The organism is Priestia sp. YIM B13551, from assembly GCF_042787905.1.
Taxonomy (GTDB): Bacteria; Bacillota; Bacilli; order Bacillales; family Bacillaceae_H; genus Priestia.
In genome coordinates this window covers 60,465-83,338 of record NZ_JBHZOX010000001.1, presented here as the reverse complement: position 1 = coordinate 83,338, position 22,874 = coordinate 60,465, and the positions used below count along the sequence as shown (strand labels likewise).

Below are 22,874 nucleotides of genomic sequence, written 5' to 3'. Positions count from 1 at the left end.
ACGCAGAAAGGCGGCAGAACACATAAATTCTGCCGCCTTTTATTTTTTTAGATAAATACAGCTATGTTTCTGGTTTGTGTACCCACAAAAAAAGACAACCCCAAGGTTGTCTTTTCTATTACTTCAATTCAGCCCATCTTTTATCTAATGATTTTAATAGCTCATCTTCAGATGTTTGGCCGCCGATGTATTCTTGTACATCCGCTCCGAATTTTTGCGTGACGCCTTCAGGGAACTTTGTCCATTCCCAAGGAATCGTTTTTTGATCCTTAGAATATTTAAGAAGTTCTTCGCCTAAAGGTCCGATGTCTTTTGCTTCAATTGATTTAAAGGCTGGAATGTACTTAAAGTCTTCTACTAACGCTTTTTGGCCTTCTTTAGATGTGACCATCCAGTTTAAGAAGTCTTTTGCTGCTTTTTTATCTGCTGCCGGTGCTTGTTTGTGAATAACCCAGTTGCTTGGAACATCAATTGCAAGCTTGTCAGATACAGCCGCATCGTCGCTTAACGGCATAGGCAGAATCCCTACATCCATGTTCGGCGTAATTTTGTCAAGCATTGGCTGAATCCAGTTTCCTTGCTGAATCATAGCCGCTTCACCGTTCGCAAATTTCGTTACTTGCGTGTTGTAGTCCGTCGTTAACGGATTTTTGTTTCCGTATTTCACTGTTAAATCAAGCAGCTTTACATATTGTTTGAACTGCTCGTTTCCTGCGATTTTCGCACTGCCGTCATTTAATCCTTTAATAAATGCATCCGGATCTTTTTGACTGGCAAATGGAATATTTAAGCCGTGGTTTCCAAGCACCCACCACTCGCCGTAGCCGATAGAAAATGGCGTAATGCCGGCAGCTTTTAGCTTTTTAGCGGTTGCTTCTAATTCTGAATACGTTTTCGGAAGTTCTTTAATTCCTGCTTTTTTGAACAGTTTTTTGTTATATGTAAATCCATAGCCTTCAAGACTGATCGGCTGTCCATATACTTTACCATCCATCGTCATTGGTGTAAGTGTGTTTTCGTACGCGTCATCAATCCAAGGCTGATCCGATAAATCTTCTAATTTATTTTTCCACGTTTTTGCCTCTTGATATCCGCCGTTTGTGAAAAGGTCAGGTGCATTGCCTGAAGCAAACTGCGCTTTTAAAGCAGCTGCACCGTCAGCTCCTCCACCCACCGTTTGGATATTAAATTTTACGTTTGGATGTTCTTTTGTGTATTGATCAGTTAGAGCTTTTAGCTGATCAGCAATTTCTACTTTTCCTTGAAATACATCTACTACCACTTGATCTCCGCCGCTTTTTTTATTACCAGATGCGCTTTCGTTTGAACACGCGGTTGAAAATAAAAGCGTAGCCGATAAAACACCTACTGCTAAAGGCCATTTTTTCATTTTAAATGCCATTTTCCGTTCCTCCCTATTTGCTGCTGGTTTTGACGCCTCAGCCTCAAAACCAGCCCTGTTGCCGATACTATTATTTAATTGAACCGCTTGTAATTCCTTTAACAATGTGTTTTTGCATTGCAAAGAAGAAGATTAATAGCGGAATAATACTGATCACAAGTGCTGCTAGTGCTAAATCCCACTGCTTTGTATACTGACCAAAGAAGAAGAATGTCGCAAGCGGAATCGTTCTTAGTTCAGGATCTTGCAGAACAAGAGACGGAAGTAAGAAGTCATTCCAAATCCATAGGCTGTTTAAGATAACTACGGTTACTGTAATTGGCTTTAATAACGGGAATACAATTCTCCAGAATACGCCTAGACGCGAGCATCCGTCGATGATTGCCGCTTCTTCTAGCTCGACTGGAATTCCTTTAATAAATCCGTGGTATAAGAAAATCGTCATACCAGAACCGAAGCCTAAGTACATAATCACAATACCCCAAATGCTGTTTAACAGATTTAAGTTTCCTGCTACTTTTACAAGCGGAATCATAATAGATTGAAACGGAATAACCATTGCCGCTACGAATGCCATAAAGATAATGCTGCTGATTTTTTTCTTTGTTCGAACCAGCATGTAAGCTGCCATTGAACAGAAGATTACTAGAACTGCGTTACTGATGACTGTAATGATCAGCGAGTTGCTAAGCACTTTTAAGTAATTCATTTGGTTGAATGCATTAACAAAGTTTTGAAACTGAATCGTTGTCGGCAGTGCCGATGTGTTTGACAAAATTTCTGCAAATGACTTCAACGAGTTTGAGAGCACGTAATAAAATGGAACCAAGAACACCAGCCCAAGCAGGACTGCTAAAATTTCAACAATAAAGGTTTTGCTCGTATATTTGTTTCCCATTACGATTCAACCTCCTTCTTCTTCGTGTATGTTACTTGAATAATCGTAATCGCTGCTACGACGATGAAGAAAATTAAGGCTTTTGCTTCACCTAGACCGTATCTGTTATTAACAAATGCTTCTGTATAAATGTTAAGCGCTAACATTTCTGTTGATTTGAATGGACCACCGTTTGTTAATGATAAGTTGACATCAAATACTTTGAATGACCATGAAATCGTTAAGAATAAACAAACCGTTACTGCCGGCGCTACCATTGGAATTGTAATATGACGAAGAATTTGCCATCTGCTTGCTCCGTCAATTTTTGCTGCTTCAATCAGCTCTTGCGGTACGTTTTGCAGTGCTGCTGTGTAAATAAGCATGATATAACCTGCTCCTTGCCATACACTTACAATCACGATGCCCCAAAATGCTGTTTTTGCGTCTCCCAACCAAGGAAGTTCAAAAAGCGAGATTCCCGTAATTTGTCCGATAGATGCAAATCCTTTTACGAAAATGAACTGCCATACAAATCCTAGTAAAAGTCCGCCAATTAAATTCGGCATAAAGAAAACCGTACGTAAAATGTTTCGTGTTTTTAACATTTGAGTAACAAGGATTGCTAACACGAATCCAACCACATTCGTTAAGATAATCGCAACGACCGTATATTTTGTTGTGATCCAAAACGATTGCTGAAACTGCTTATCTTCGGTGAACAAGTACTTAAAGTTATCAAGTCCCACCCAGTTAATCGTACCATTTACTCCGTTCCAGTCTGTAAATGAGTAATAAATCCCTGTAAAAAATGGTATAAGTACAATCACACAAAACGCTAAAAGTGCGGGCCCTACAAATAGTGCAAATAAACCTACATTTTTCAAATTTTTACGTTTTTTCGTATTAATCGATGGTTCTCTTTTAAGTTCTTGCTCTAAAGGAACATATTCTGTCTCCTGTAATTTACTTTGGCTATTCATCTTACTAGCACCTCCCTATGTCTTATTTTAGCGAAATCCGCTATTTATGAAACCGCTTTAATTGACAAGTAGGGTGTAAAATATTGACCTTTGTGCAACATTTTCTCTCCTGTGCACATTTTACGCCCTTTTTTAAAACATGAAAGAAATAAAAGAAAAAGCTAGAAGTGGACGACGTATCTTCTTATCTTATACACTAGAAAAAAGATGTAGTTGGGAGGGACATACTCATGACAGCAAAACGAGCGTTAATTACGGGTGCCAACTCAGGAATGGGACTGGCTGCAACGATTGAACTAGCCAAAAAAGGATTCGAAGTCATTATGGTTTGCCGAAATGAAGAAAGAGGAAATCCCGCTTTAGAAGAAGCGAAGCGTCAAAGCGGCTCGGATTCCATATCTCTTATGACCTGTGACTTAGCTTCTCTCGATAGTATCCGAGCTTTCAGTGAAGACTTTACGTCTCGTTACAGCGTGCTTGATGTGCTGATTAATAACGCGGGCGTGGTGACAATCAAGCGTGAAACAACCCAAGACAGCTTTGAAATGATGCTTGGTGTCAATCATTTGGGTCACTTTTTGTTAACTAATTTACTTTTAGATCCGCTGAAAAAATCTCAGCAAGGACGCATTATAAACGTTGGGTCCGGTGCTCATAAAGCTGGAAAAATAGACTTCAACAGCCCTCACTTAACAACAGGATTCGGAATATGGCGAGGATACTCGCAGTCTAAATTAGCGAATAACTTATTTACGGTCCATTTAAGTAAAAAGTTAAAAGACACTTCGGTAACCGTAAATTGCCTTCACCCCGGAGCCGTTTCTACCGCTATCGGCGTTAACCGTCAAACGGGTTTCGGAAAAAGCGTTCACGCCGTGCTTCGCCCTTTCTTTTTAACACCTCTTCAAGGTGCTGAAACGGCTATTTATTTAGCAGACAGCCCTGAAGTAACGCATATTAGCGGCGCTTACTTTTATAAAAAACGCGTGACTCCCCCTTCTTCAAGAGCAAAAGATGAGCGGCTCGCAGAAGAATTTTGGGACTGGAGTGCCCGCGAAGTTGGCTTATAAAGTAGATAGATACGCTTGGAAAGAAGAAAATAATGAAAAAAGGTCAGCTTTTCAGCTGACCTTTTCGTATTAGAAAAACGTTAGTCCTATAGCAAAAATAAAGCCTGATACAATTAAGGTCGTCACGCAGTAGCCCATTATATCGCGTGCTCCGAGCCCTGCGATAGCTAGTGCAGGCAGTGCCCAAAACGGCTGCGCCATATTCATCCATGCTTCTCCGTAGGCAATGGCCATCGCAGCGACTCCCGGATCTACGCCGAGCTGTTCAGCTGCCGGCATAATAAAAGGTCCTTGTACAACCCAGTGTCCTCCTCCCGACGGAACAAAAAAGTTCACAACGCCAGAACTTAAAAACGCAAGAAACGGAAATGTCGTTTCATTTGAAATCGAGATAAATGCGTTCGTTAGCTTCCCGCCTAAGCCTGATAGCTCCATCATGCCTTGAATACCTGCGTAGAATGGAAACTGAATCACAATCCCAGCGGTTCCTTTCGCAGCATTAGAAACGGCATTCATATAGGATAAAGGCGTGCGGTGAAGCAAAATACCCGTCGTGAAAAATAATAAATTCACTGTGTTAATATCCATTTTAAAGCCGTTTGTAGCAAAATAATAAATTAAATATGAATACCCAAGCAGCGCAATCGTCAGACTTAAAAACCTGCTGTTCTCCATGCGTACAGCAAATGTTGGCTTAGAAGAAGTTGTCTCAACAACTGTAGCCGGAGCCATTTCATCTTCTGCCAACAGTCTTGGATCAATTTCTACCACTTCTTTTCCCGTCGGCATCATCAGTCTTGTCATAATAGGAAGGACAATTAATAATGCGAGGGTAATAAATAAGTTGTAGCCTGTAAAAATCGTGTCTGACAGCGGAATAAGTCCAGCCGTTTTTTCCATTGGGTTTCCAGGTGTAGCAGCGACAAGAGGAATCGAACCTGACAAGCCTCCGTGCCATGTTAAAAACCCTATGTAGGCACAGGCAATTAAAAACCGGTAATCAGATCCCGGCACGCGTTTCGCTACTTCTTTCGCAAACAGCGCACCTACAATTAAGCCAAACCCCCAGTTAATCATACAGGCCATAGCTGCGCCAAGCGTGACAAGAATTACCCCTTGCGCCGGAGTTTTGGCTAACAGTGCTATGTTCACAAGCCACTTCTTTACAAGCGGCGAGCTGGCAAGCGCATGTCCCGTGACAAGCACTAAACTCATTTGCATCGCAAATGCCAAAAGGTTCCAAAATCCACTTCCCCAAAACTGAACCATTTCAATCGGCCCGTGAGGAGTAAAAACAATACCTGATACAAATAAAATCAGCGTCAGGATTAAAGCAAACACAAACGGATCAGGTAAAAAACGCTGCACAAGCGCCGTAAAGAAATTAGATAACGCTTTCATTTTACTCCTCCTTTATAGGAATACTCCTGTGAATAAATGTCGACAAGCATCTTTAATTATACATAATTTGTTGAAAATTGTTAATATTTAGTTTAATAAAAACCCTTCCGTTTTTCAGAAGGGTTTTACACACTAAATGTTTGAATAAGAGTTGGCTCTCCGTCAAGTTCAATTTTCTTTTCTTGAAAGGAAATATGTAAGCTTTTATAAATATGTTTCCAAAATGAAATAGCCCGCTTATTGCCTGCAAGCTCAATAATCATATATGTTCCTTTTCGATGAGAGAAAATGTCTTTTACCGTTTTGGAAGCGATGCCCTGCCCTCGGTATTTGTTTAAGATAAAAAAATCATTGATGCAGTAATCTGCTTCTTGCTGAAGTGCGGGCTGTTCAAGAAGTAAAAAAAAGCCCGTCAGCTTATCATCTACTTTAATAAAGTATGGCGAGAGGCCTTCTACTTTCCAAAACAGAGGCAGCTCTTCAAAATGGAAAGCTCCATCTTCGCGAATATCTAAAGAAGGTGTATACGCAGATAAATCGTGGAGATAAAGAGAATACAAATTTTGCAAAACGCCCGCTTGGTTTTTAGGTACTTTTTCAATCGTAAGCATTCTTAGTTCATCCCCTTCTTTTCCTATCATAAGGGTTTTTTGTGAAAGTTTACAGTAAAAATGTTTGGGCAAAGTGAAGATGGATAGTCAAAAAGCTCTTTTTTCATTTTGCAGATGTATGAAACGCAATAAAAAAACGATCATCTCCGGTACTGTACGCTCCGTCTGATAATCGTTTTTTATGTTTTGTATGCTGGTGCTGAAGTTTTTCCTTCTTTGTTTTGGTTTTGCGCGTGTCCATGTCTGCAAATACAAACAGGCTACGGTTTAATTCTGGATTTCGCTTTCCTTCACGCGTCATTTTATCACGCATTTTTTTTGCTTTTGACTTTGCCATGTAACTTCCTCCCTATATGAATGATGTATACATATCTTACTGCTTTTTTATAAAATGTCAAGTGCAGAAGCACTGATGGATTGATAGTGCTTCTGTATAGTCAAGACTCTTTGTTTTTCAGCATATCATCTAACTTTTGCTCCATGCGCTGAAGCCTTTTTTCATTTGCCCCCTGCTTTTGAATCAACCTTTTTAAGCCTATAATGAATGCAATTATTACTCCTGCTATTCCTATCAGGATAAGCAGCATAAGAATTTGAAAAATAATATCACCTATATTAACCATAATTCCACCTTTAATCTATTTTTTTACATTATATCATTTTTTTGGTTATTTTCGCTTTATTTTATAAAAAAAAAGCTCTCAATGCTGAGAGCTTCATTTACTATCTTCATCGTAAACCGTCCATTTTTCCTGTTTGATTTGATTGGAGACATCAATCAGTTTATTTTTCACTCGGTCCTTTTCCGCTCCTGTTAAAGGCGTAGGTCGGTAGTCGTTTCGCGCCGTTGTGGAAGAAATACGGAATGGAATGACGTTGATGTCTTTATTAGTCGTTAGCTTTCCATCTTTAATCGTAAACGTCTGCTGAAATACAAATGTATCTTTATCACTTGGATTTTTGTTTCCGCCAAACATAAAGTTTCCTAAGCTATAGACAATAAATTTATTTTTGTACTCTTCAATTCCTTGAACAACGTGAGGATGATGACCTAAAATCAAGTCTGCTCCGTTATCAATTGTATATTTCGCCAATGCTTGCTGCGCTGTATCAGGAACATAGTGTCGCTCAGATCCCCAGTGAAAATGCACAATGATAATTTTAGCGCCTTTTTCTTTTAAAGACTTAATTCCGTCTTTAATCTGACTTCTTATTTCTTTGGTGTCATCCCAGCCCGGATATCCAAGCAATCCTACTTTGACTCCTTTTACCGTTGTAATGTATGTATCTTCATAGCCAAAATAGCCTATTCCGCTTTTCTTTAAGTTCTCTCTTGTATCATCATATCCTTGCTGTAAATAATCACGTGTATGATTATTAGCTAAGTTAACGGTTTCAATACTTCCTTGTTTTAAAATATTCACAAAAGAAGGGTCACCTTTAAAACGAAATGTTTTACTTGCTTTTTCGGTTGCATTTGTCAGCGTCGTTTCTAAGTTAACCGTTGTTAAATCATCTTGTTCAAAAATCGACTTTACATTTTGCGTAAAATACGGAAGGCCATTTCTTGCCGCTACGTCATTAAAAGTAGAATCATAGCTGAAGCTTTCATCATTTCCTAAAGTAAAATCTCCCGCTGCGCTAATTTTAATGGTTGTATTAATGCCCTCTTTTTTTTCTTTTTTTGTCGCTTCTTTAGATTTTACAGCTTCTTCTTTTTTCTGTGGTTCAGAAGATGTTTGTTCTCCTGCTCCTCCGCATGCTCCCAGTAAAAAACACAAACTTCCATAAATAACAGCTTTTTTTAAATACTTGTTCATGTAACGTTAAAACCCCTTTTTACGTTTTAATAACTGTGTTTGGACATGGTGTTTAATGTACATTTCGCCAAATACATACAATCTTCCTGTTATATCGGCAAAATAAGTGAAAATTTCATAAAAAAAGGAAGTTTCGATATTCTTTTTGGGTTAGAACAAGAGATTTTAGCTAAGAGAAAAGTAGCGCAAACGCTGCGGAGAAAACTGATGAGCTGTACTAAACTTCAAGTGATTCACAAAATAGCACAGCGATTCCAAACATCACCTAAAATAAAAACCTCCTTTGCTCATGCAAAGAAGGTTTTATCTAAACTTAACAAATCGAATCATTAGATTTAGGGTTTTTGAGTCCAAATAACGGTCGGATAAATAGGGCTACGCCTGTGCCAAGCATCGCCATAACCATCCATACCCATCCGTGAAGACTAAATGAGGCAATACCGCCAAAGTAAGCGCCGATGTTACAGCCAAAAGCAAGACGCGCACCATACCCCATTAAAAGGCCGCCAACAACAGCTGCTCCTGCGACGCCGGGCTTAATTTTCCCTGGTTTGAACGTTCCTTGCGCCGTCGCTGAAATGAAAGCTCCTAGGATGATCCCAAAGTTTAACACGCTAGTAGAGTCCGCTAATACACTTTGCGTTAGCGCTTCTCCATTTGCACCTTGGAAAAATCCCCAGCTTGATACATCTATTCCAGCTGCCATCATCGCTTTTCCGCCCCATAAAGCAAAGGCAGAAGTAATGCCCCAAGGATTTCCTCTTACAGCCAGCGTCAATGCATTTAATACAGCCAGCACAATCGCCGCAGTAAATAGAGGCCAAGAGCCGCGAATGATCTTTTTCCACCCTTTTGTCGTAGGAAGCTGCTTCATCATAGGCGGATTTTTCTTTTTCGCAATTTGAATCGTAATCCAGTAAATCGCTGCGAACGCGATAAGCTGTACAATCCAAGCACCAAAATAACCAAGGCCTGTCGATTCAGCTAATGAAATAGGGGGAAGCGAAGGTTGTTTTTGCCAAAATGGCAAATGATACGCCCCGAACATAGAACCTACAATAAAGGATAAAAGCGTTAAAATCATGGAAGAAGAGCCGCCGCCTAACGAATACAGCGTTCCTGAGGCACATCCATTTCCTAACTGCATGCCAATTCCAAACATAAACGAACCAACTATCACGCTGACTCCTACAGGTGAAACATATCCTTTTGGCGTTACGCCTGTAAAGCTAAAGCCTGTACTTAAAATGATAGCAAACAGCGTTGAAGCAATCGCTAGCATAAGCATATGCGCCTGTAAACCTTGAACATTTCCGACAGATACCAGTCGGCGAAATGCTGATGTAAAGCCAAAGCGTGCGTACAGAAGCGTCATCCCTAACGCTAGGCCAATAATAAATAACACACCTTGCGTCCAGTTAGTCGTGAGCACAATCGCAAGAAGCAAAATAACTGCTGCTATAACCCCTCCTGCAAATAATGGCTTTTGCATAGGGCTTAATTCTGTTACAACAGTGGTTGACTTCGATTTATATGATGAGTGCAACGTTTGAGCCAAATCATCCACTCCTTTTCTGATAGAAATACTAAGAATTAATATTTATCATCTTATACCACTTCCCTTTCTCTGTAAACTATTTAGCAAAATGAAAGTGAATTGTTTATTTTTTGAGTATTCTTACTTTCATTCATACAAAAAGCAGAAGTTGCTCTTCTTCTGCTTTTTGTTACTAAACGTAAATAGAATGAATCTCTTTTAACGGTTCAGGATGAGGCTTTGCAAAATAATACCCTTGAAACAAATCATAGCCCATCTCTATCAGGCATTTTAAATCTTCTTCTGTTTCTACCCCTTCTGCAAGAGCCTTCGCCCCCATTCTATGGGTGATAGTTAACATCTCTTGGGCCACTTTTTTCTGTTTCTCATTCTTACTGACTCCGTTTGTGAATTCAAATGCCAATTTCACGATGTCAGGCTCCACTTCTAAAAGCCGATTCAGCGTGTTATAACCAACTCCTACGTCATCTAAAGCATATTTAAATCCGTGGGAGCGATAATAATTCAAAATGTTTTTTAAATGCTCAATATCTTGAACATCCTCCGTTTCAATCACTTCAAACACTATTTGCTCGGGTTTTATATTCAATTCTTGGATTAACGCAAATGTAGATGCCAAGCAATGCTCAGGATTATGTATTGCTGTAGGAATAAAGTTAATAAAAATCAGCTGACGATCAATAATACTAGCATTTTTTACAGCTTCTAAGCGGCAGGCTCGGTCAAGAGCGAAGGTTTTATTTCTTATTTGAGCAGCTTCAAACATTTTAAAAGGCGGTATAATACTTCCGTCTTCTTCTAATCCTCTTGATAAAATTTCGTGGCCAACGATATGCACGCGTTCGTGATCAATCGATACAATCGGCTGATAATATGAGCAAATTCGCTTGTCTTCAATGAGCTCATCAATCCACAAGGCATCTTTCATTTTTTAAAAAACGGTGATTGGCTCCATACGCCGCAGGTTTTCAAACGGGCTCCGCTGCTTGGCTTCTACAGCCCACACGTGCCGAGGGTCTAAATGCTGATGAACATAATCCGTAAAACCCCAAAAGATATGTTCCTTCATCCAGAACATATCTTCTCCAAGAGTCTTCCATTGATTTTGAGAAATATCTTTAAAGTATTTTTCCAACTTCTTTACATCGTTTGATTTCTGAAAAGAAACCGTATATCCTGTCCTAATTGGCAGACACGCGTCGCACCCCATAGTTCATCTTCTCCCTCATTTATCATCAGTTTGTTGTATGTACACATGGATAGTTCTAGGAACTATACCACTTTTAAGAAATTTACAAACCCTATTTTCCCTTTAAAATAGAACGTACTAAAAAGTTTTGGTAAAATGGTAGACGGCTTTTATTATCTAGATCATAGAAGAACTTGATATAAGGAAGTGAACAATTCATGAGCAAAAACCCTTTTACTAAGTGGTTTGTATTTTCTTTAACATTCTTTGCCCTGAGTACTGGCGCAATGTATTATATGCTGTACATATCGTACTGGACGTATTCTATTAAGCTGTTTTTAATCGCGGTGCCGCTCTTTACCTTATTATCGGTTGCTTTTGGTTCGTTGGTAATCGTACATGAGCGCAAAAGAAAACGTGTATTTCAGCTGCAAAATGAAGGAGGCAGTCCTAAAAGTACGTTTATTCAAGGATTTTCCGAAATAACGGTAGGAGCAGGATGCATCGTGCTGTGCTTTTTTCTTTTTCTTTATTTTCTAATGGATTATTGAGTACATATAAAAAAGACGAGCAGGCAGCTCGTCTTTTTTATTTGGATCTTTCTAGAATATCTCGAACGCTTGCATAATCGAGCTCTTTATAAGTTCCAACACCTGGTTTTACAAAGGTCTTTTCAACAATCGCATCAAATTCAGAATCATCAATATCATAGTCACGCAAGCTGTTCGGGGCTCCTAAGTCATTCCAGAAAGTGCGAAGCGCTTTTGCTCCTTCCATTGCTGTTTCTTCATCGCTTTTTCCCGCTGGATCAATGCCAAATACGTTTACAGCCAATTGTTTTACACGAGAAGGATCTTCTTTTAAAACGTGCTCCAGCCAGTTAGGGAACAAGATAGCAAGACCGCCTCCGTGGGGAATATCATATACGGCCGACAGAGCATGTTCAATACGATGAGTAGCCCAGTCTCCCCCGTCCGTTCCGTTTGCTAAGCTTCCGTTAAACGCCGTCGTGCTGATATACATCATCGTTTCACGATACTTATAAGAAGTCAGGTCTTTAAGAAGCTTAGGACCTTCTTGTACAGCCGTTCTTAGTAAAGATTCAATAAAGCCGTCGATCATCGGCGTATTTTCCGTGCGATGAAAATAGTGTTCAAGCGCATGCGACATACTGTCAACAATTCCATAGACGGTTTGATCGCGCGGCACTGAAAATGTGTACGCCGGATCTAAGATAGAAAAGACGGGAAATACGTGAGAAGACGTCCAACCTAGCTTTTCTTTTGTTTCCCAATTTGTAATAACAGAAGTTGAATTCATTTCAGATCCTGTTGCTGCAAGTGTTAATACCGTTCCAAAAGGAAGCGCATCTGTAATCTCTTTTTTACGTGTAATTAAATCCCATGTATTTCCTTCATACACGGCTCCAGCTGCAATAGCTTTTGTACAATCGATTACACTTCCTCCCCCAACGGCTAAGAGAAAATCAATGTTTTCTTTTTTACATATGTCAACGCCTTTAGCTACCGTAGTCAAACGAGGATTAGGTTCTACACCAGACAGCTCGTGAACAACCGCGTTAATAGACTGAAGTTCAGCTTTCACTTCGTCGTATACGCCATTTCGTTTGATACTTCCTCCTCCATATACTAACAGAACGTTTACTTGTTTATGATAAGAAGCAAGCTCTTGCGATAGCTTCGTAATTTGATTTTTTCCAAAGTATAATTTTGTAGGATTGTGCTGCAAAAATATATTCATGTTCTACACCTCTAGTTTCATATTTTATAAAAAGTGTAGCACGAAAACAACTTCATCATTATTGAAGATTCTCTATATCTATTATCAATATTTTTGATAACCTTCTTGAACAAGTGAAATAAATTGTTGAATGGGTGCCGTCAGCCACTTTTTCTTTTTGAATATGAGCTGTGAATAAAGATAAAACTCTTCGTGGTCAAACGGGATTTTAATCAATTTTCCGCTTTCCATCTCTTGTTTTACCGCTATTTCCGGTACAAGAGCAATACCTAAATTATCCGCTACGCACTGTTTAATCGCTTCAAGACTGCTAAACGAGATGACCGATTGCATATGAATACCGCTGCTGCGCATCATCTCTTCTAAAAGCGTGCGATAAGGGCAGCCGCTCTCAGTTAAAATAATGGTCTCTCCCTCAAACTCTTCCATTAGAACGCTGGTTCTTTTACTAAAAGAATGAGAAGACGAAGCAATCATAACCATGTTTTCTTTTCGAATAGGAATCACTTCTAAACTTGAAGATGTTTGAAGACGATCAAGCAAAACGGCTACATCATACTTTCCGTCAATAATTCCTTGTGTTAAATTTGGACATAAACCCGCTTCTAGCATAATCTTTAGAGAAGGGTGCTGCTTTTTTAATTCACGAATATACGGTGTAATAAAATAGGCGGCCAGCGACTCCACGGTTCCTATTGAAACGGTTCCTCTAGCATCTTCGTTCGTAGTAAGGCGCTCTTTTGCTTCATTTAATAACTCGGTTACTTGATTCACATAATAAAGCAATTCTTCACCAGGCTGAGTCAGCTTCATTTTTTGTCCAGTTCGTTCAAATAGTTTTTGACCGTAATGATCCTCTAATTTTTTTATATGAGTGGTAACGCTTGACTGAGCATACCCTAACTCCTCGCCCGTTCGTGTATAGCTCCCCCACTTCGCTACTTCTTTGAATGTATATAAATAGTTAATATCCATATGCTGCTCCTTATGTACTGCTGTTTTGTTTCGTTGTCCATATGCTAAAGCTGTTCTAGTAATTAGAACTTATACGCAAATAGAATCACAGTACAGTATAAGCGAACTCGTTTTGCCAAGCAATTTTATCCACCTTAAAAATTCTTTTTATATTAGGCAATTACGCCGTTTTTTGTTCATAGAATGAAAAACAAACCTATGAAAAGAAAGGGTGTATCTCGTGACAGCCTACAAAGAAGTATTATATAAAGGAAAACGCTTTGTACTGATTCACGTATATGATTCAGGATACTGTGAAATCCGACCGATTGATCATGCTTTTAAAGTCGAACTTGTGCGATTAGATGAGATAGAACAATGTGGATAACAGTCATGAACGCAGCTAATGCAGCTGCTTTTTTGTTTGTATTAAAAACAAGTGGATGAGATAAAAATAGCTAAATTGGCTGGCCTTTTACATAATTTCTTCCTGTATACTTTGTAACTAAGGATATTCGCACTTATTTAGTTTCTATACTTATTCGAGGTGATTACATGAAAAAAGGCTGGCTGGAATGGATATTATTATCCGTTGCGTTAATTTGGGGAGCCAATTATACAATCGGAAAATTTGGAGTTGCTCATATGTCTTCCATTCAATTTAGCACACTGCGTTTTATAATGGTTGCTCCTATTCTTTTACTTATTACAGGAATAATAGAGCGAGGCATTCGTATCGAAAAAAAAGACTGGGGACGTTTAATAGCGGTCAGCATAGTAGGCGTTACGCTCTATCAAACGCTGTTTATGGTATCTGTTAAGTATACAACAGCTACAAATGCTTCTTTACTTATTTCGATGTCTCCTATTTTCACAGGAATCTTAGCTATATTATATAAGCATGAAGCTTTTTCGTTAAAAACACAGCTAGGCTCTGTGCTTGCTTTTTTCGGGGCTGCGTTTGTACTGCTGTTTGGTCACTCTAGTCATGCACTGTCGCAGCTTGCATGGTTCGGAAACATCATGGGGATTGTGGCAGCCATTTCTTGGGGCTGGTACCCGATTTTAGCAAAACCTTTAGTCGTAAAATATTCTGCTTTGCGCGTGACTGCGTGGTCTGCTTTAATCGGAGCTATTCCGCTTACTGTCTACTGTCTTTTCACCTATCAAACACTTATCTGGCCAACAGATATAGGCAGCTGGAGCTCTCTGGCATACTCTGTTTTGTTCGTGACGGTGTACGGACTGGTGATGTGGTATGTAGGAATTGGAAAAATTGGCTCTACAAAAGTAATGGTTTACATGTATGTTATTCCTTTGTTCGCCGTTGTTTTTGCTGCTGTAGCTATTGGAGAGACCATCAATGCTATGCAGCTGCTTGGAGGACTTATTATTTTTAGCGGTTTGTATATTGTTAAAAAAAGCCCTGCTGCTAAAACAGCTCTTAAACTTAAAAAAGCAAACTAAAAAGAGTAACGGGTTCGACTGATGCATGCTAATAACGCTCAGATTTTTTCTGAGCGTTATTGGTATACTATTTTAATGCCCTAATTGAATTAAACATCCAATAGTTTGATTAATGAACATTTTTCAGTTTATATTCATGAGTGATTTTATGCTGATTGTATACGCGTTTAAAACCGTTTCGTTCATAAAATAACTTCGCTTCGTCCGTATCTGCATAGAGAACGAGGCTGTCGTAAGAATTCTCCGCATAGTGAATGACTTCTTTTAAAAGTCGCTTGCCTATACCCTTTCTGCGAAATTGAGCTGAAACATAAAACCTCCTTACTCTTCCAGCGTTAGCATACTGGCTGTAAGAATTTTGATTAAGGCCGGCTACGCCAATTAATTTGTTTTGTTCACCGTAAACTCCCCACAATCTTTCGCCTGTTTTGTTAAATACGTTTTGCCTGTTTTTATACTCCGCTACTAGTTTTGTAAGAAAGAAAAAGCCTTCCTCCTGGCTTTCCGTTAGCAGCTCTTTTATATCACGCTTCGCAAGGTACGTTAGCTTGATGATCTTCATATATTACCTCTCCGTTCAGCAGGTGATTTTGTTTCGATAGAATGCTTGTTATACATTAATGCTGCCATGCCTGTTAGAGCTGTCATCAGCAAAATGAAGCTTGAAAATAGATATACAAACCTTACCCCAAACAGATCGGCTACTGTCCCGACAAATGCGATGGAAAGTATAAACACAGCCTGGACAAGAGTTGATTTTGCCGCTATTACTTTAGGAAGCATCCCATTGCTGCAGGTATTTTGATAAATGGTTTCCTGAGCTACGTCTCGAAGCTGATAGGCAGGACCCATCATTATCAAAAGTACTAAAGCTAGATACGGGTTTGTTACTAGACCGTAAAAACCGGTTAAAACAGCATAACCGAGTGAGCCTAAGAACATAGAAAGCAAAAGCCTTCCTTTTACCCTAGAAGACATTCGGTACACAATAATTCCTCCGACTATGCTTCCGAAATAATACGCACCGTTTATATATCCCCACCATGCTTCTCCTTTTCCAAGCACTTCTTTTACAAAAGAAAGAGTAATAGCTCCAATCCAAATGGTTCCAAAAAGCGACTCGATGATGTCCATTATAACGAGGGCTCTGATGCGTTTATGTATCCATAAAAAGCGCCATCCTTCCATTAGTTTTGCCGTTCTTCGCTTTTGTATTTGTTTGTATATATAGGCTTCTTTTATAAACAGTAAGCAAACAAATGAGAGCGATAGAAGACCTGCCGTTATAAATAGAGACTGAGTGGATCCCGTTAAGGACAAAACGAAACCACCAAGCGACCACCCTGCAAACAGAAAAGTTTGATCAATTGTTGAAAGCAAGCTATTCGCCTGCATTCTTTGACTATCATTTACTAAGCTGCGTACAACTGACGTTTTAAAAATGAAAAAAAAGCCGTTAAAAAAAGAAATGATTCCAACAATGATAAAACCCATCGTTAGTACTGTGACTGTAAATTCTTGTGTAAGCAGCACATACAATCCAACAAGCATCCCTATCTGCATCACTTGAACAGACCGCATAATGTGAATGGATTTATACGTATCGGCTAGTAAAGGTACGCTAAGGCCGCTAAGGAGCCGTGCAAGTAAGCTCGTCATCGTAATCATCGACGCAAGAGCTGTTGAACCGGTGTTTTCCTTTATATAGGAAGTGACGGCCATTGTATAAAGAACAAAACCTACATTTGCGGTTACTTGACTTGCTGCTAAAAGATAAAAACGCTGAGTCAATTCTTTTCTCCTTTCTGTTAGACGTAACATGCAAAAAGATAATTCATTTTTGTTAATTTTTCCCTTTTAAACTATAACACTATTTGACGAAATCCAAAACTATCTATAATTTAGTAGATGGAGGTTTTTATGTTTAAATATAGTTTTCTTATTGTTCTTATCGCTTTTTTACTTATTAACTTTAACGGTCAGGAAAATCAAATTGTAGGAGGCAAAATAAAAAAGGAACGAAGTGAGGTTTTCTTTGGAGAATACGACAGCTTTACGGGCCGCTACTCCCGGAGCATTAAACTCAAAAAAGGCGTAACCTACGCTTTTACGCTATCTAAAAACACCAAAAGCGGAGACCTGTCCCTGTACGTAGAAGATCCAAAACAGACACGATTTTTCGAAATGACTAATAACTCTCTTTATTTAACACCTGAAAAAACGAGGAGATATCGTATTAATTTTGTAGGCTCCGAGCATAAAGGCTCTTTTCAGCTTCGCTGGAAAAGCAGTAATCAAAAAGAGAGCGAAAGATTTGTGTAATACCATTTTAGACAACGCTTAAACGAGGAGGAATGGTTTATGATTATTAATCAAGCTGTCCTGTACACCCACTTATTGGACACAATGAAGGATTTTTATGTAAATTCTCTCGATTTTCCATTAACCGCCGCTTCACCGCGTTCTTTTTCCATCAAGGTTGGTGAAAGTGAGCTAACCTTTAAAGAAAGTTCTCTACATACGAAGCCCTTTTACCATTTTGCTTTTAATATTCCAGCAAACCGCTTTATGGAAGCAAAGCAATGGGCTACTCAGAGAGTCTTCCTCAATACAGAAGAGAAGAAAGATGAGATTTATTTTGAGGCATTTGATGCTCATTCGTTTTATTTTGAAGACCCTGCTCATAATATTGTTGAATACATTTCAAGACATTCGGACTGCCCGCCATCCAAGGACCCCTTTTCTTCTAAGTCGCTTTTAAGCATAGGAGAAATCAACTTGACAACTCCTCATGTCCACTTTGTAGGGACACAGCTTATTAACTCCGGTATCACCGTGCGCAACAACAGGCTATTAAACGAGACCTTTAATTTTTTAGGAAGCGGCAGTGCGTTTTTTCTTGTAGGTACGCCTAAAAGGCGGTGGTTTTTTTCGAACCGCGACTCTGAAGTTCATCCATTAATGGCAAAGGTCAATCATTCTCTAACAGTTGCGCTCGATGAAAAAGGAATGTTGAATATTACGCAAGAATGATTGTTTTTTTAATAAAGCCACGTAACAAGCGAACTTCTTACGTGGCTATTTTTGTTCAAAATTCACCTCATACTCCCCCTATAGGTTTTGTATATAGTTCTCGATGTCCTTTCTGTTCATCAGCATAAAAACCTTGCAATCCTCATCATTTTTAAGCTTTTTAAACCGGTTTCTCATCTTTTTTTGCCGCTCTCGATACGTAGTAAGAATAAACGTAAAAAATGACCAATCTACTTTTTCAGGACATCCTTTTGCCATATCTTCACGCGTTTTTCTTGCATATACGATTCTCCGCTTTATTACTCGGTACACACAAACGATTAGCGGCAGCTCTAAATAAATAATGGTATCTGCACGCTTCACTCGCAGGTCATACGAATTGCTGTAGTTCCCGTCGATAATCCAGCTGTCTTTTTTTACAATGTGCTCCTGCAATTCTCTAAAGCTATCATTGTCTCTTTCCGTCCAGCCAGGCTGCCAATACAGACTGTCTAAATGATATACTTCTAGATCAAGCTTTTCCCCTAATTTCTTGGCAAATGTAGACTTTCCTACTCCTGGAGAAACGCCCATTACCAGTACTCTTTTCATCTCATCACCTTACCTTTTTAAGAAATAAAGCTGATTGAAGAGAAGGCAGCTGTTTATAGCTGACTCAGTGCACTCAGTGTACTCGGAGCGGGCAGCTTTATAAAACGGTTGCATGTTAGGATTTTTATTCCCATGATTTTCAGGCAACCTATAAATATTCATTATAAATTCCTATATTCCTTCTTGCTTTGTAGTAAATAGGTTGCTTTTATGAATCGTTTCCTTTACCTTAAATGTGAGTATATAAAAGTAAGGTGAAAAAAAATGAATGCATCTATGCTAAAGAGATTTTTACGAAACCTCGGTATTTTTATTTATATTGTCATTGCAGCTATTAATATTTACTTAACGAGAAATGATTTGGGCGATATGCTTACCCGCCTTGTGCTGCTGACTATTTTACTTCCTTTGTTTTTTAGTTTTGTGTATGCGTTAGGAAAATCACATTTTAAAAGACAAGAAGAGCTCGCTGAACAAGAGAAGAAAAAAGAGTAATAAAAGCCTTTTATCGAGGGGGATTCCCCTTTCTAAAAGGCTTTTTACTTTTTTTCATATAACTGAACATTAACTACATTAGGATTAACGTGATACTGTTTGGCAAGTTGATTTACCATCTGCTGAATTTCTCTTTTCTTATGGGAAGAAAGGTGTTCGCGGGGCAGAAGAACCAGAACTTGAGCTTCCGCATAGTTGTTCAGCACCCTAACTTCTTGAAAGCCATGCTGCGTCAAAAAAGCTTTTAACGCTTTTTCAAAGTCTGTGCTTTCTTTTTGAACAACTATAGAAGGCTGATCGTAAGAAAATAGCGAAACTTCTTTCTCTTCAGGCTTTGTATACACCGCCCAAGCAGTTATAAGCACTGTGACAACAATACCCACATTTAACATCCACCTTTTCATACCACGAACGCTCCTTTTAATTAAGTTTGTTCATGATATGAAAAAATTCGTTCATTCATGCGTTATCTTCCTAGCCAGCCTCCGTCTACAGCAAGTAAGTGCCCATGAATATAAGCAGATGCATCAGATGCTAAAAAGACAACCGCTCCTTTAAAATCATTTGCTTGCCCCCATCTGCCTGCGGGAATACGTTCAATGATTTGTCTGCTGCGCGTTTCATCGTTAATAAGCGCTTCATTCATATCAGTAGCAATATACCCTGGTACAATTCCATTAACATTTACGCCTTTTGCTGCCCATTCATTAGATAAAGCCTTTGTAAGCTGAGCAACTCCTCCTTTTGCTGCAGCATAGGCCGGAACGGTAATACCTCCTTGGTAAGAAAGCAAAGATGCCATATTAATGATTTTTCCGCTTCCTTGTTTAAGCATTTGTCGGCCCGCCTGCTGACATAACAACCATACGGTTTTTAAATTAACATTCATAACAGCATCCCAATCTTCTTCTGCAAAGTCTACAGCGGGTGAACGTCTTTGAATGCCCGCATTGTTCACCAAAATATCGAGCTTGCCAAAATAAGCAACAACCGATGAGATCGCTTCGCTTACTTCAGAAGCATTTTCTAGATCACAATTAACAATAAAACATTTTCTTCCGAGACGTTCAATTTCTTCTTTTACTCCAAGAAACTCCTTTGATCGCTGCAGCAGAGCGATATCCGAACCTGCTTCTGCCAAAGCAATCGCCATTGACCTTCCAATTCCTCTTGTTGCCCCCGTAATCGCTGCTACTTTACCATCTAAAGAAAATAAATCTACTGTCATTGTTCATTCTCCTCTCCGTTTGGTACAAATAAAACCTTAAGTGATTCATCAGGCCGCTGCATAAACTCAAACCCCGCTTGAATATCTTCAAGCGGCAGCTTATGAGAAATTAAAGAATCTGCTGCTATTTCACCGCTTGCCAGTAAATCAATAGCCGTCTGAAAATCTTCCTTTGTATAACATCTCGTTGTAGTTAATGAAATTTCTTTAAAGTGCATCACTGCTAAATCTACTTCTGGAGCTTTTTTGTATACGCTCACCACCACAATCTCTCCCTGAATACGGCTTGTTTCAACCATTTGTTTTGCTGTAATTTGATTTCCAGCTACTTCAAATACAACGTCTGCACCGACGTCATTCGTAAGCAAACGCACTTCTTTTACGACGTCTTTTTTCATTGCATCAATTGGTATAAAGCCAAGTTCTTTCGCTTTAGTTAAGCGATAAGAACTAATATCTGAAATCATTACTTTTTTTGCTCCTGCTCGTTTCGCAATCATGGCTATCAGCAGCCCGATAGGTCCTGCTCCTAAAATGACAGCTTGGTCTCCTACTTTCAACCGCGAGCGTCGCACTGTATGTACGGCAACCGCTACAGGCTCTGCAAGAGCTGCATGCGCGCTGGACAGTTTCTCTGGCAAGAGGTGAAGGCGGTTCACTGGAACAGCCACGTACTGCGCGAAGCCTCCATCTTGATCAATACCGATTAGTCTTAACTTCTTACAAACGTGAAACTGTCCTCTTACACAGGCTTCGCAAGTTCTGCAGCTAAGCGTAGGCTCAACTGCTACGCGGTCACCTAAAGAAAATTCCGTTTCCCCTCGGATCTCTTCTATAACTCCGCTGAATTCATGTCCCATAATAAGTGGCGCTTGTGCTCTAGGGTGTTTTCCAAAATAAATCATCATATCCGTTCCGCAAATTCCAGCATGAGATACCTTTACAAGCGCTTCTCCTTCTTTTATGACCGGTTTCGCTTTTTGCTGCATAACGGCTTTTGTTTCTGAAACGTAGACACCTGCTTTCATTTCTCCATCCCCTTTGTATACTTGTCGACAACTTGAAGATAAAAATCTCCAAAATCATTTGGAGATTTTATCCCTTTTTTATGCTTCATTCAAAAGTGAAGCTGTTATCGTATTTCGCGTGTCTTCAAAGTGACGCTTCACTTCATCTTGAATACGTTCTATATTTTGAGACTTTAATGCCTTAATCATTTCATGATGCTGTTCAATCAGCGGCATCACGGCTTTTTTATCATCTCGAAATCTTTTTTCAGTGGTAATTAAAAGAGCAGCTAAAATAATTTCACGGATGCTTTCCCACAATTTTAATATCCGCTTGTGGTCTGCTTCGATAATCACGAGCTCATGAAACCGCAAATCTTGATAAGCAAACTCTACATAGTCATCGTATTTAGCTGCCATGTTCATTTGATCGATGCTTTGCTCCAGCTTCTTAATAAGCGAATCATGATTGACTTCAGATAAACGTTCTAAGACAAAATGTTCTAAAAGCAGACGAACATCGTACAGCTCGTTTAAATCCCTAGCTGTTAAACCAATAACAACTGCTCCCATTCGCTGTAAATCAATGAGTCCTTCGTTTGAAAGAGTCCGCAGCGCTTCTCTTATAGGAGATCGACTCATTCCAAACTCTGCCGAGAGCTGATTTTCCGATAGTATGGTTCCTTTCTTCAGCTCGCCGCTCATAATTTGAATTCTTAATTTGCTTACAACTTGTTCTCCCAGGGAGGCTCCGCGAAGCCATCTTTCCGGGTAGGTTACCTTTTTAATGTGTCATCACTTCCTTAGCCAACTTGTATACAAGTATTCAAGAATTAGTATATAGATAAGAAACCTCATTGTAAACGTTTTCTTTATAAAATGTATATTTTTACAATTCTTTCTTACACTAAGAACTACTGATAAATAAAAGGTGGGAAGATGAATGAATCAAATTATATTATGGGGGATTCTTGTTATTCCATGGTTTTTACTGCTACTGCTTGATAAACAGCGTGTTAAACGATTTTTTACTGTAGGGTTATTTGCTGCATTAATGATGACAATCGCCTATCAAGTAGCGGAAAAAATGCACTGGTGGACGGTTCAAGAAAACGTATTTTTTCTTACTAGCATGGGAGCAACGATTTATTGCCTTCATATTGTGATTACTATCTTTGTCTTTTACCTTACATATCCCGGGTTTATCTTGTACATAATTGTTAACATTATTTTGGATTTGATTCATGGTTATGTTATTGTTCCTTTTCTCGCTAAAATTGGGCTTTATAATCTGTATGATATCAGTCATTTTGGGCTTTTCCTTGTCATGACTACCGTAGCCATTATCCTTTACTTGTTTCAACGGCTGCTTGACTTTATATTTGAGGAAAGCCCTGCATAAAAAGCCACAGCAAACGCTATGGCTT

At 39.2% G+C, this 22,874-nt stretch carries 28 protein-coding genes; 8 read left to right on the top strand and 20 right to left on the bottom strand.

What is annotated here, in order from left to right; translation table 11 throughout:
• Positions 1–118: 118 nt before the first annotated feature.
• The 3 genes from ACFX4N_RS00460 to ACFX4N_RS00450 form a co-directional block, all read right to left on the bottom strand.
• Positions 119–1,402 (bottom strand): ABC transporter substrate-binding protein, encoded by a 1,284-nt coding sequence (locus ACFX4N_RS00460; protein WP_057273380.1) that lies wholly within the window; start codon positions 1,400–1,402, stop codon positions 119–121.
• Positions 1,403–1,472: 70 nt separating this feature from the next.
• Positions 1,473–2,300, bottom strand: a complete 828-nt coding sequence (locus tag ACFX4N_RS00455) for a carbohydrate ABC transporter permease (protein WP_013057493.1) — start codon at positions 2,298–2,300, stop codon at positions 1,473–1,475.
• Positions 2,300–3,262: a carbohydrate ABC transporter permease gene (locus ACFX4N_RS00450; RefSeq protein ID WP_013057494.1), complete on the bottom strand. Its 963-nt coding sequence runs from the start codon at positions 3,260–3,262 to the stop codon at positions 2,300–2,302. The genes ACFX4N_RS00455 and ACFX4N_RS00450 overlap by 1 nt, the downstream gene beginning before the upstream one ends.
• A 230-nt stretch (positions 3,263–3,492) precedes the next feature.
• On the opposite strand from ACFX4N_RS00450, the gene ACFX4N_RS00445 reads away from it, so the two are divergent.
• Entirely contained in the window at positions 3,493–4,332 is an 840-nt protein-coding gene (locus tag ACFX4N_RS00445) for an SDR family oxidoreductase (RefSeq protein WP_057273381.1), read from the top strand.
• Positions 4,333–4,401: 69 nt separating this feature from the next.
• On the opposite strand, the gene ACFX4N_RS00440 is transcribed toward ACFX4N_RS00445, so the two are convergent.
• The 8 genes from ACFX4N_RS00440 to ACFX4N_RS00405 form a co-directional block, all read right to left on the bottom strand.
• Entirely contained in the window at positions 4,402–5,733 is a 1,332-nt protein-coding gene (locus ACFX4N_RS00440; RefSeq protein WP_013057496.1) for a TIGR00366 family protein, read from the bottom strand.
• Positions 5,734–5,858: 125 nt separating this feature from the next.
• Positions 5,859–6,344 (bottom strand): GNAT family N-acetyltransferase, encoded by a 486-nt coding sequence (locus tag ACFX4N_RS00435; protein ID WP_013057497.1) that lies wholly within the window; start codon positions 6,342–6,344, stop codon positions 5,859–5,861.
• 103 nt (positions 6,345–6,447) lie between these two features.
• Complete coding sequence (locus tag ACFX4N_RS00430; protein WP_013057498.1) at positions 6,448–6,681, bottom strand: hypothetical protein; 234 nt, start codon at positions 6,679–6,681, stop codon at positions 6,448–6,450.
• A gap of 100 nt (positions 6,682–6,781) precedes the next feature.
• Positions 6,782–6,967 (bottom strand): DUF4083 family protein, encoded by a 186-nt coding sequence (locus ACFX4N_RS00425; protein WP_013057499.1) that lies wholly within the window; start codon positions 6,965–6,967, stop codon positions 6,782–6,784.
• A gap of 93 nt (positions 6,968–7,060) precedes the next feature.
• Positions 7,061–8,164: a CapA family protein gene (locus tag ACFX4N_RS00420; protein ID WP_057273382.1), complete on the bottom strand. Its 1,104-nt coding sequence runs from the start codon at positions 8,162–8,164 to the stop codon at positions 7,061–7,063.
• Positions 8,165–8,477: 313 nt separating this feature from the next.
• A complete protein-coding gene (locus ACFX4N_RS00415; protein WP_053487386.1) occupies positions 8,478–9,722 on the bottom strand; it encodes a YeeE/YedE family protein in 1,245 nt (414 codons plus the stop codon).
• Positions 9,723–9,894: 172 nt separating this feature from the next.
• On the bottom strand, positions 9,895–10,650 hold the full coding sequence (locus ACFX4N_RS00410; RefSeq protein WP_377260621.1) for an EAL domain-containing protein: 756 nt from the start codon (positions 10,648–10,650) through the stop codon (positions 9,895–9,897).
• A 3-nt stretch (positions 10,651–10,653) separates the two neighbouring features.
• Positions 10,654–10,932, bottom strand: a complete 279-nt coding sequence (locus ACFX4N_RS00405) for a hypothetical protein (protein WP_241749994.1) — start codon at positions 10,930–10,932, stop codon at positions 10,654–10,656.
• A 197-nt stretch (positions 10,933–11,129) separates the two neighbouring features.
• On the opposite strand from ACFX4N_RS00405, the gene ACFX4N_RS00400 reads away from it, so the two are divergent.
• Positions 11,130–11,462, top strand: a complete 333-nt coding sequence (locus ACFX4N_RS00400; protein ID WP_013057503.1) for a hypothetical protein — start codon at positions 11,130–11,132, stop codon at positions 11,460–11,462.
• 37 nt (positions 11,463–11,499) lie between these two features.
• Here the strand turns inward: ACFX4N_RS00400 and ACFX4N_RS00395 are convergent, their stop codons facing one another.
• Together ACFX4N_RS00395 and ACFX4N_RS00390 are read right to left on the bottom strand one after the other, a co-directional pair.
• Positions 11,500–12,672 (bottom strand): iron-containing alcohol dehydrogenase, encoded by a 1,173-nt coding sequence (locus ACFX4N_RS00395; RefSeq protein WP_057273386.1) that lies wholly within the window; start codon positions 12,670–12,672, stop codon positions 11,500–11,502.
• 84 nt (positions 12,673–12,756) lie between these two features.
• Complete coding sequence (locus ACFX4N_RS00390; protein ID WP_053487387.1) at positions 12,757–13,647, bottom strand: LysR family transcriptional regulator; 891 nt, start codon at positions 13,645–13,647, stop codon at positions 12,757–12,759.
• 220 nt (positions 13,648–13,867) lie between these two features.
• Between ACFX4N_RS00390 and ACFX4N_RS00385 the strand changes: the two genes are divergently transcribed.
• Entirely contained in the window at positions 13,868–14,014 is a 147-nt protein-coding gene (locus ACFX4N_RS00385) for a hypothetical protein (protein ID WP_013057506.1), read from the top strand.
• Between the two features lie 167 nt (positions 14,015–14,181).
• A complete protein-coding gene (locus ACFX4N_RS00380; protein WP_377260618.1) occupies positions 14,182–15,093 on the top strand; it encodes a DMT family transporter in 912 nt (303 codons plus the stop codon).
• 109 nt (positions 15,094–15,202) lie between these two features.
• On the opposite strand, the gene ACFX4N_RS00375 is transcribed toward ACFX4N_RS00380, so the two are convergent.
• Both ACFX4N_RS00375 and ACFX4N_RS00370 read right to left on the bottom strand, forming a co-directional pair.
• Complete coding sequence (locus ACFX4N_RS00375; RefSeq protein ID WP_057273387.1) at positions 15,203–15,655, bottom strand: GNAT family N-acetyltransferase; 453 nt, start codon at positions 15,653–15,655, stop codon at positions 15,203–15,205.
• Positions 15,652–16,914: an MFS transporter gene (locus ACFX4N_RS00370; protein WP_377260615.1), complete on the bottom strand. Its 1,263-nt coding sequence runs from the start codon at positions 16,912–16,914 to the stop codon at positions 15,652–15,654. The genes ACFX4N_RS00375 and ACFX4N_RS00370 overlap by 4 nt, the downstream gene beginning before the upstream one ends.
• Before the next feature lie 99 nt (positions 16,915–17,013).
• On the opposite strand from ACFX4N_RS00370, the gene ACFX4N_RS00365 reads away from it, so the two are divergent.
• Together ACFX4N_RS00365 and ACFX4N_RS00360 are read left to right on the top strand one after the other, a co-directional pair.
• Positions 17,014–17,415, top strand: a complete 402-nt coding sequence (locus tag ACFX4N_RS00365; protein ID WP_057273389.1) for a hypothetical protein — start codon at positions 17,014–17,016, stop codon at positions 17,413–17,415.
• Positions 17,416–17,454: 39 nt separating this feature from the next.
• Positions 17,455–18,126 carry a glyoxalase gene (locus tag ACFX4N_RS00360; RefSeq protein ID WP_098196636.1) on the top strand — a complete coding sequence of 224 codons (672 nt, stop codon included), beginning with the start codon at positions 17,455–17,457 and terminating at the stop codon, positions 18,124–18,126.
• A gap of 78 nt (positions 18,127–18,204) precedes the next feature.
• Here the strand turns inward: ACFX4N_RS00360 and ACFX4N_RS00355 are convergent, their stop codons facing one another.
• On the bottom strand, positions 18,205–18,717 hold the full coding sequence (locus ACFX4N_RS00355) for a P-loop NTPase family protein (RefSeq protein WP_029322402.1): 513 nt from the start codon (positions 18,715–18,717) through the stop codon (positions 18,205–18,207).
• Positions 18,718–18,981: 264 nt separating this feature from the next.
• Here ACFX4N_RS00355 and ACFX4N_RS00350 point away from each other — a divergent pair, with 264 nt between their 5' ends.
• Entirely contained in the window at positions 18,982–19,212 is a 231-nt protein-coding gene (locus tag ACFX4N_RS00350; protein ID WP_013057513.1) for a hypothetical protein, read from the top strand.
• Between the two features lie 44 nt (positions 19,213–19,256).
• Here ACFX4N_RS00350 and ACFX4N_RS00345 read toward each other — a convergent pair whose 3' ends face one another.
• From ACFX4N_RS00345 to ACFX4N_RS00330, 4 genes are all read right to left on the bottom strand, one after another.
• Complete coding sequence (locus ACFX4N_RS00345; RefSeq protein WP_057273390.1) at positions 19,257–19,616, bottom strand: hypothetical protein; 360 nt, start codon at positions 19,614–19,616, stop codon at positions 19,257–19,259.
• 62 nt (positions 19,617–19,678) lie between these two features.
• Positions 19,679–20,440, bottom strand: a complete 762-nt coding sequence (locus tag ACFX4N_RS00340) for a glucose 1-dehydrogenase (protein WP_013057515.1) — start codon at positions 20,438–20,440, stop codon at positions 19,679–19,681.
• The gene (locus ACFX4N_RS00335; protein ID WP_301264438.1) at positions 20,437–21,468 is read right to left on the bottom strand and encodes a zinc-dependent alcohol dehydrogenase; all 1,032 of its coding nucleotides are present in this window, start codon (positions 21,466–21,468) and stop codon (positions 20,437–20,439) included. Before ACFX4N_RS00335 ends, ACFX4N_RS00340 begins: the two co-directional genes overlap by 4 nt.
• Before the next feature lie 78 nt (positions 21,469–21,546).
• Entirely contained in the window at positions 21,547–22,191 is a 645-nt protein-coding gene (locus ACFX4N_RS00330; protein ID WP_274589450.1) for a GntR family transcriptional regulator, read from the bottom strand.
• A gap of 199 nt (positions 22,192–22,390) precedes the next feature.
• On the opposite strand from ACFX4N_RS00330, the gene ACFX4N_RS00325 reads away from it, so the two are divergent.
• Positions 22,391–22,849, top strand: a complete 459-nt coding sequence (locus ACFX4N_RS00325) for a hypothetical protein (protein WP_013057518.1) — start codon at positions 22,391–22,393, stop codon at positions 22,847–22,849.
• Positions 22,850–22,874 lie beyond the last annotated feature (25 nt).

Bases quoted from the DNA above. Each gene is read 5' to 3' on its own strand.
- ACFX4N_RS00350 (WP_013057513.1), top strand. From the start codon at position 18,982: ATGAATGCATCTATGCTAAAGAGATTTTTACGAAACCTCGGTATTTTT.
- ACFX4N_RS00335 (WP_301264438.1), bottom strand. From the start codon at position 21,468: ATGAAAGCAGGTGTCTACGTTTCAGAAACAAAAGCCGTTATGCAGCAA.
- ACFX4N_RS00455 (WP_013057493.1), bottom strand. From the start codon at position 2,300: ATGGGAAACAAATATACGAGCAAAACCTTTATTGTTGAAATTTTAGCA.
- ACFX4N_RS00365 (WP_057273389.1), top strand. From the start codon at position 17,014: ATGTTTAAATATAGTTTTCTTATTGTTCTTATCGCTTTTTTACTTATT.
- ACFX4N_RS00430 (WP_013057498.1), bottom strand. From the start codon at position 6,681: ATGGCAAAGTCAAAAGCAAAAAAAATGCGTGATAAAATGACGCGTGAA.
- ACFX4N_RS00405 (WP_241749994.1), bottom strand. From the start codon at position 10,932: ATGGGGTGCGACGCGTGTCTGCCAATTAGGACAGGATATACGGTTTCT.
- ACFX4N_RS00450 (WP_013057494.1), bottom strand. From the start codon at position 3,262: ATGAATAGCCAAAGTAAATTACAGGAGACAGAATATGTTCCTTTAGAG.
- ACFX4N_RS00355 (WP_029322402.1), bottom strand. From the start codon at position 18,717: ATGAAAAGAGTACTGGTAATGGGCGTTTCTCCAGGAGTAGGAAAGTCT.
- ACFX4N_RS00345 (WP_057273390.1), bottom strand. From the start codon at position 19,616: ATGAAAAGGTGGATGTTAAATGTGGGTATTGTTGTCACAGTGCTTATA.
- ACFX4N_RS00390 (WP_053487387.1), bottom strand. From the start codon at position 13,647: ATGGATATTAACTATTTATATACATTCAAAGAAGTAGCGAAGTGGGGG.
- ACFX4N_RS00360 (WP_098196636.1), top strand. From the start codon at position 17,455: ATGATTATTAATCAAGCTGTCCTGTACACCCACTTATTGGACACAATG.
- ACFX4N_RS00380 (WP_377260618.1), top strand. From the start codon at position 14,182: ATGAAAAAAGGCTGGCTGGAATGGATATTATTATCCGTTGCGTTAATT.
- ACFX4N_RS00375 (WP_057273387.1), bottom strand. From the start codon at position 15,655: ATGAAGATCATCAAGCTAACGTACCTTGCGAAGCGTGATATAAAAGAG.
- ACFX4N_RS00435 (WP_013057497.1), bottom strand. From the start codon at position 6,344: ATGCTTACGATTGAAAAAGTACCTAAAAACCAAGCGGGCGTTTTGCAA.
- ACFX4N_RS00395 (WP_057273386.1), bottom strand. From the start codon at position 12,672: ATGAATATATTTTTGCAGCACAATCCTACAAAATTATACTTTGGAAAA.
- ACFX4N_RS00400 (WP_013057503.1), top strand. From the start codon at position 11,130: ATGAGCAAAAACCCTTTTACTAAGTGGTTTGTATTTTCTTTAACATTC.
- ACFX4N_RS00340 (WP_013057515.1), bottom strand. From the start codon at position 20,440: ATGACAGTAGATTTATTTTCTTTAGATGGTAAAGTAGCAGCGATTACG.
- ACFX4N_RS00410 (WP_377260621.1), bottom strand. From the start codon at position 10,650: ATGAAAGATGCCTTGTGGATTGATGAGCTCATTGAAGACAAGCGAATT.
- ACFX4N_RS00425 (WP_013057499.1), bottom strand. From the start codon at position 6,967: ATGGTTAATATAGGTGATATTATTTTTCAAATTCTTATGCTGCTTATC.
- ACFX4N_RS00460 (WP_057273380.1), bottom strand. From the start codon at position 1,402: ATGGCATTTAAAATGAAAAAATGGCCTTTAGCAGTAGGTGTTTTATCG.
- ACFX4N_RS00445 (WP_057273381.1), top strand. From the start codon at position 3,493: ATGACAGCAAAACGAGCGTTAATTACGGGTGCCAACTCAGGAATGGGA.
- ACFX4N_RS00370 (WP_377260615.1), bottom strand. From the start codon at position 16,914: ATGTTACGTCTAACAGAAAGGAGAAAAGAATTGACTCAGCGTTTTTAT.
- ACFX4N_RS00440 (WP_013057496.1), bottom strand. From the start codon at position 5,733: ATGAAAGCGTTATCTAATTTCTTTACGGCGCTTGTGCAGCGTTTTTTA.
- ACFX4N_RS00325 (WP_013057518.1), top strand. From the start codon at position 22,391: ATGAATCAAATTATATTATGGGGGATTCTTGTTATTCCATGGTTTTTA.
- ACFX4N_RS00420 (WP_057273382.1), bottom strand. From the start codon at position 8,164: ATGAACAAGTATTTAAAAAAAGCTGTTATTTATGGAAGTTTGTGTTTT.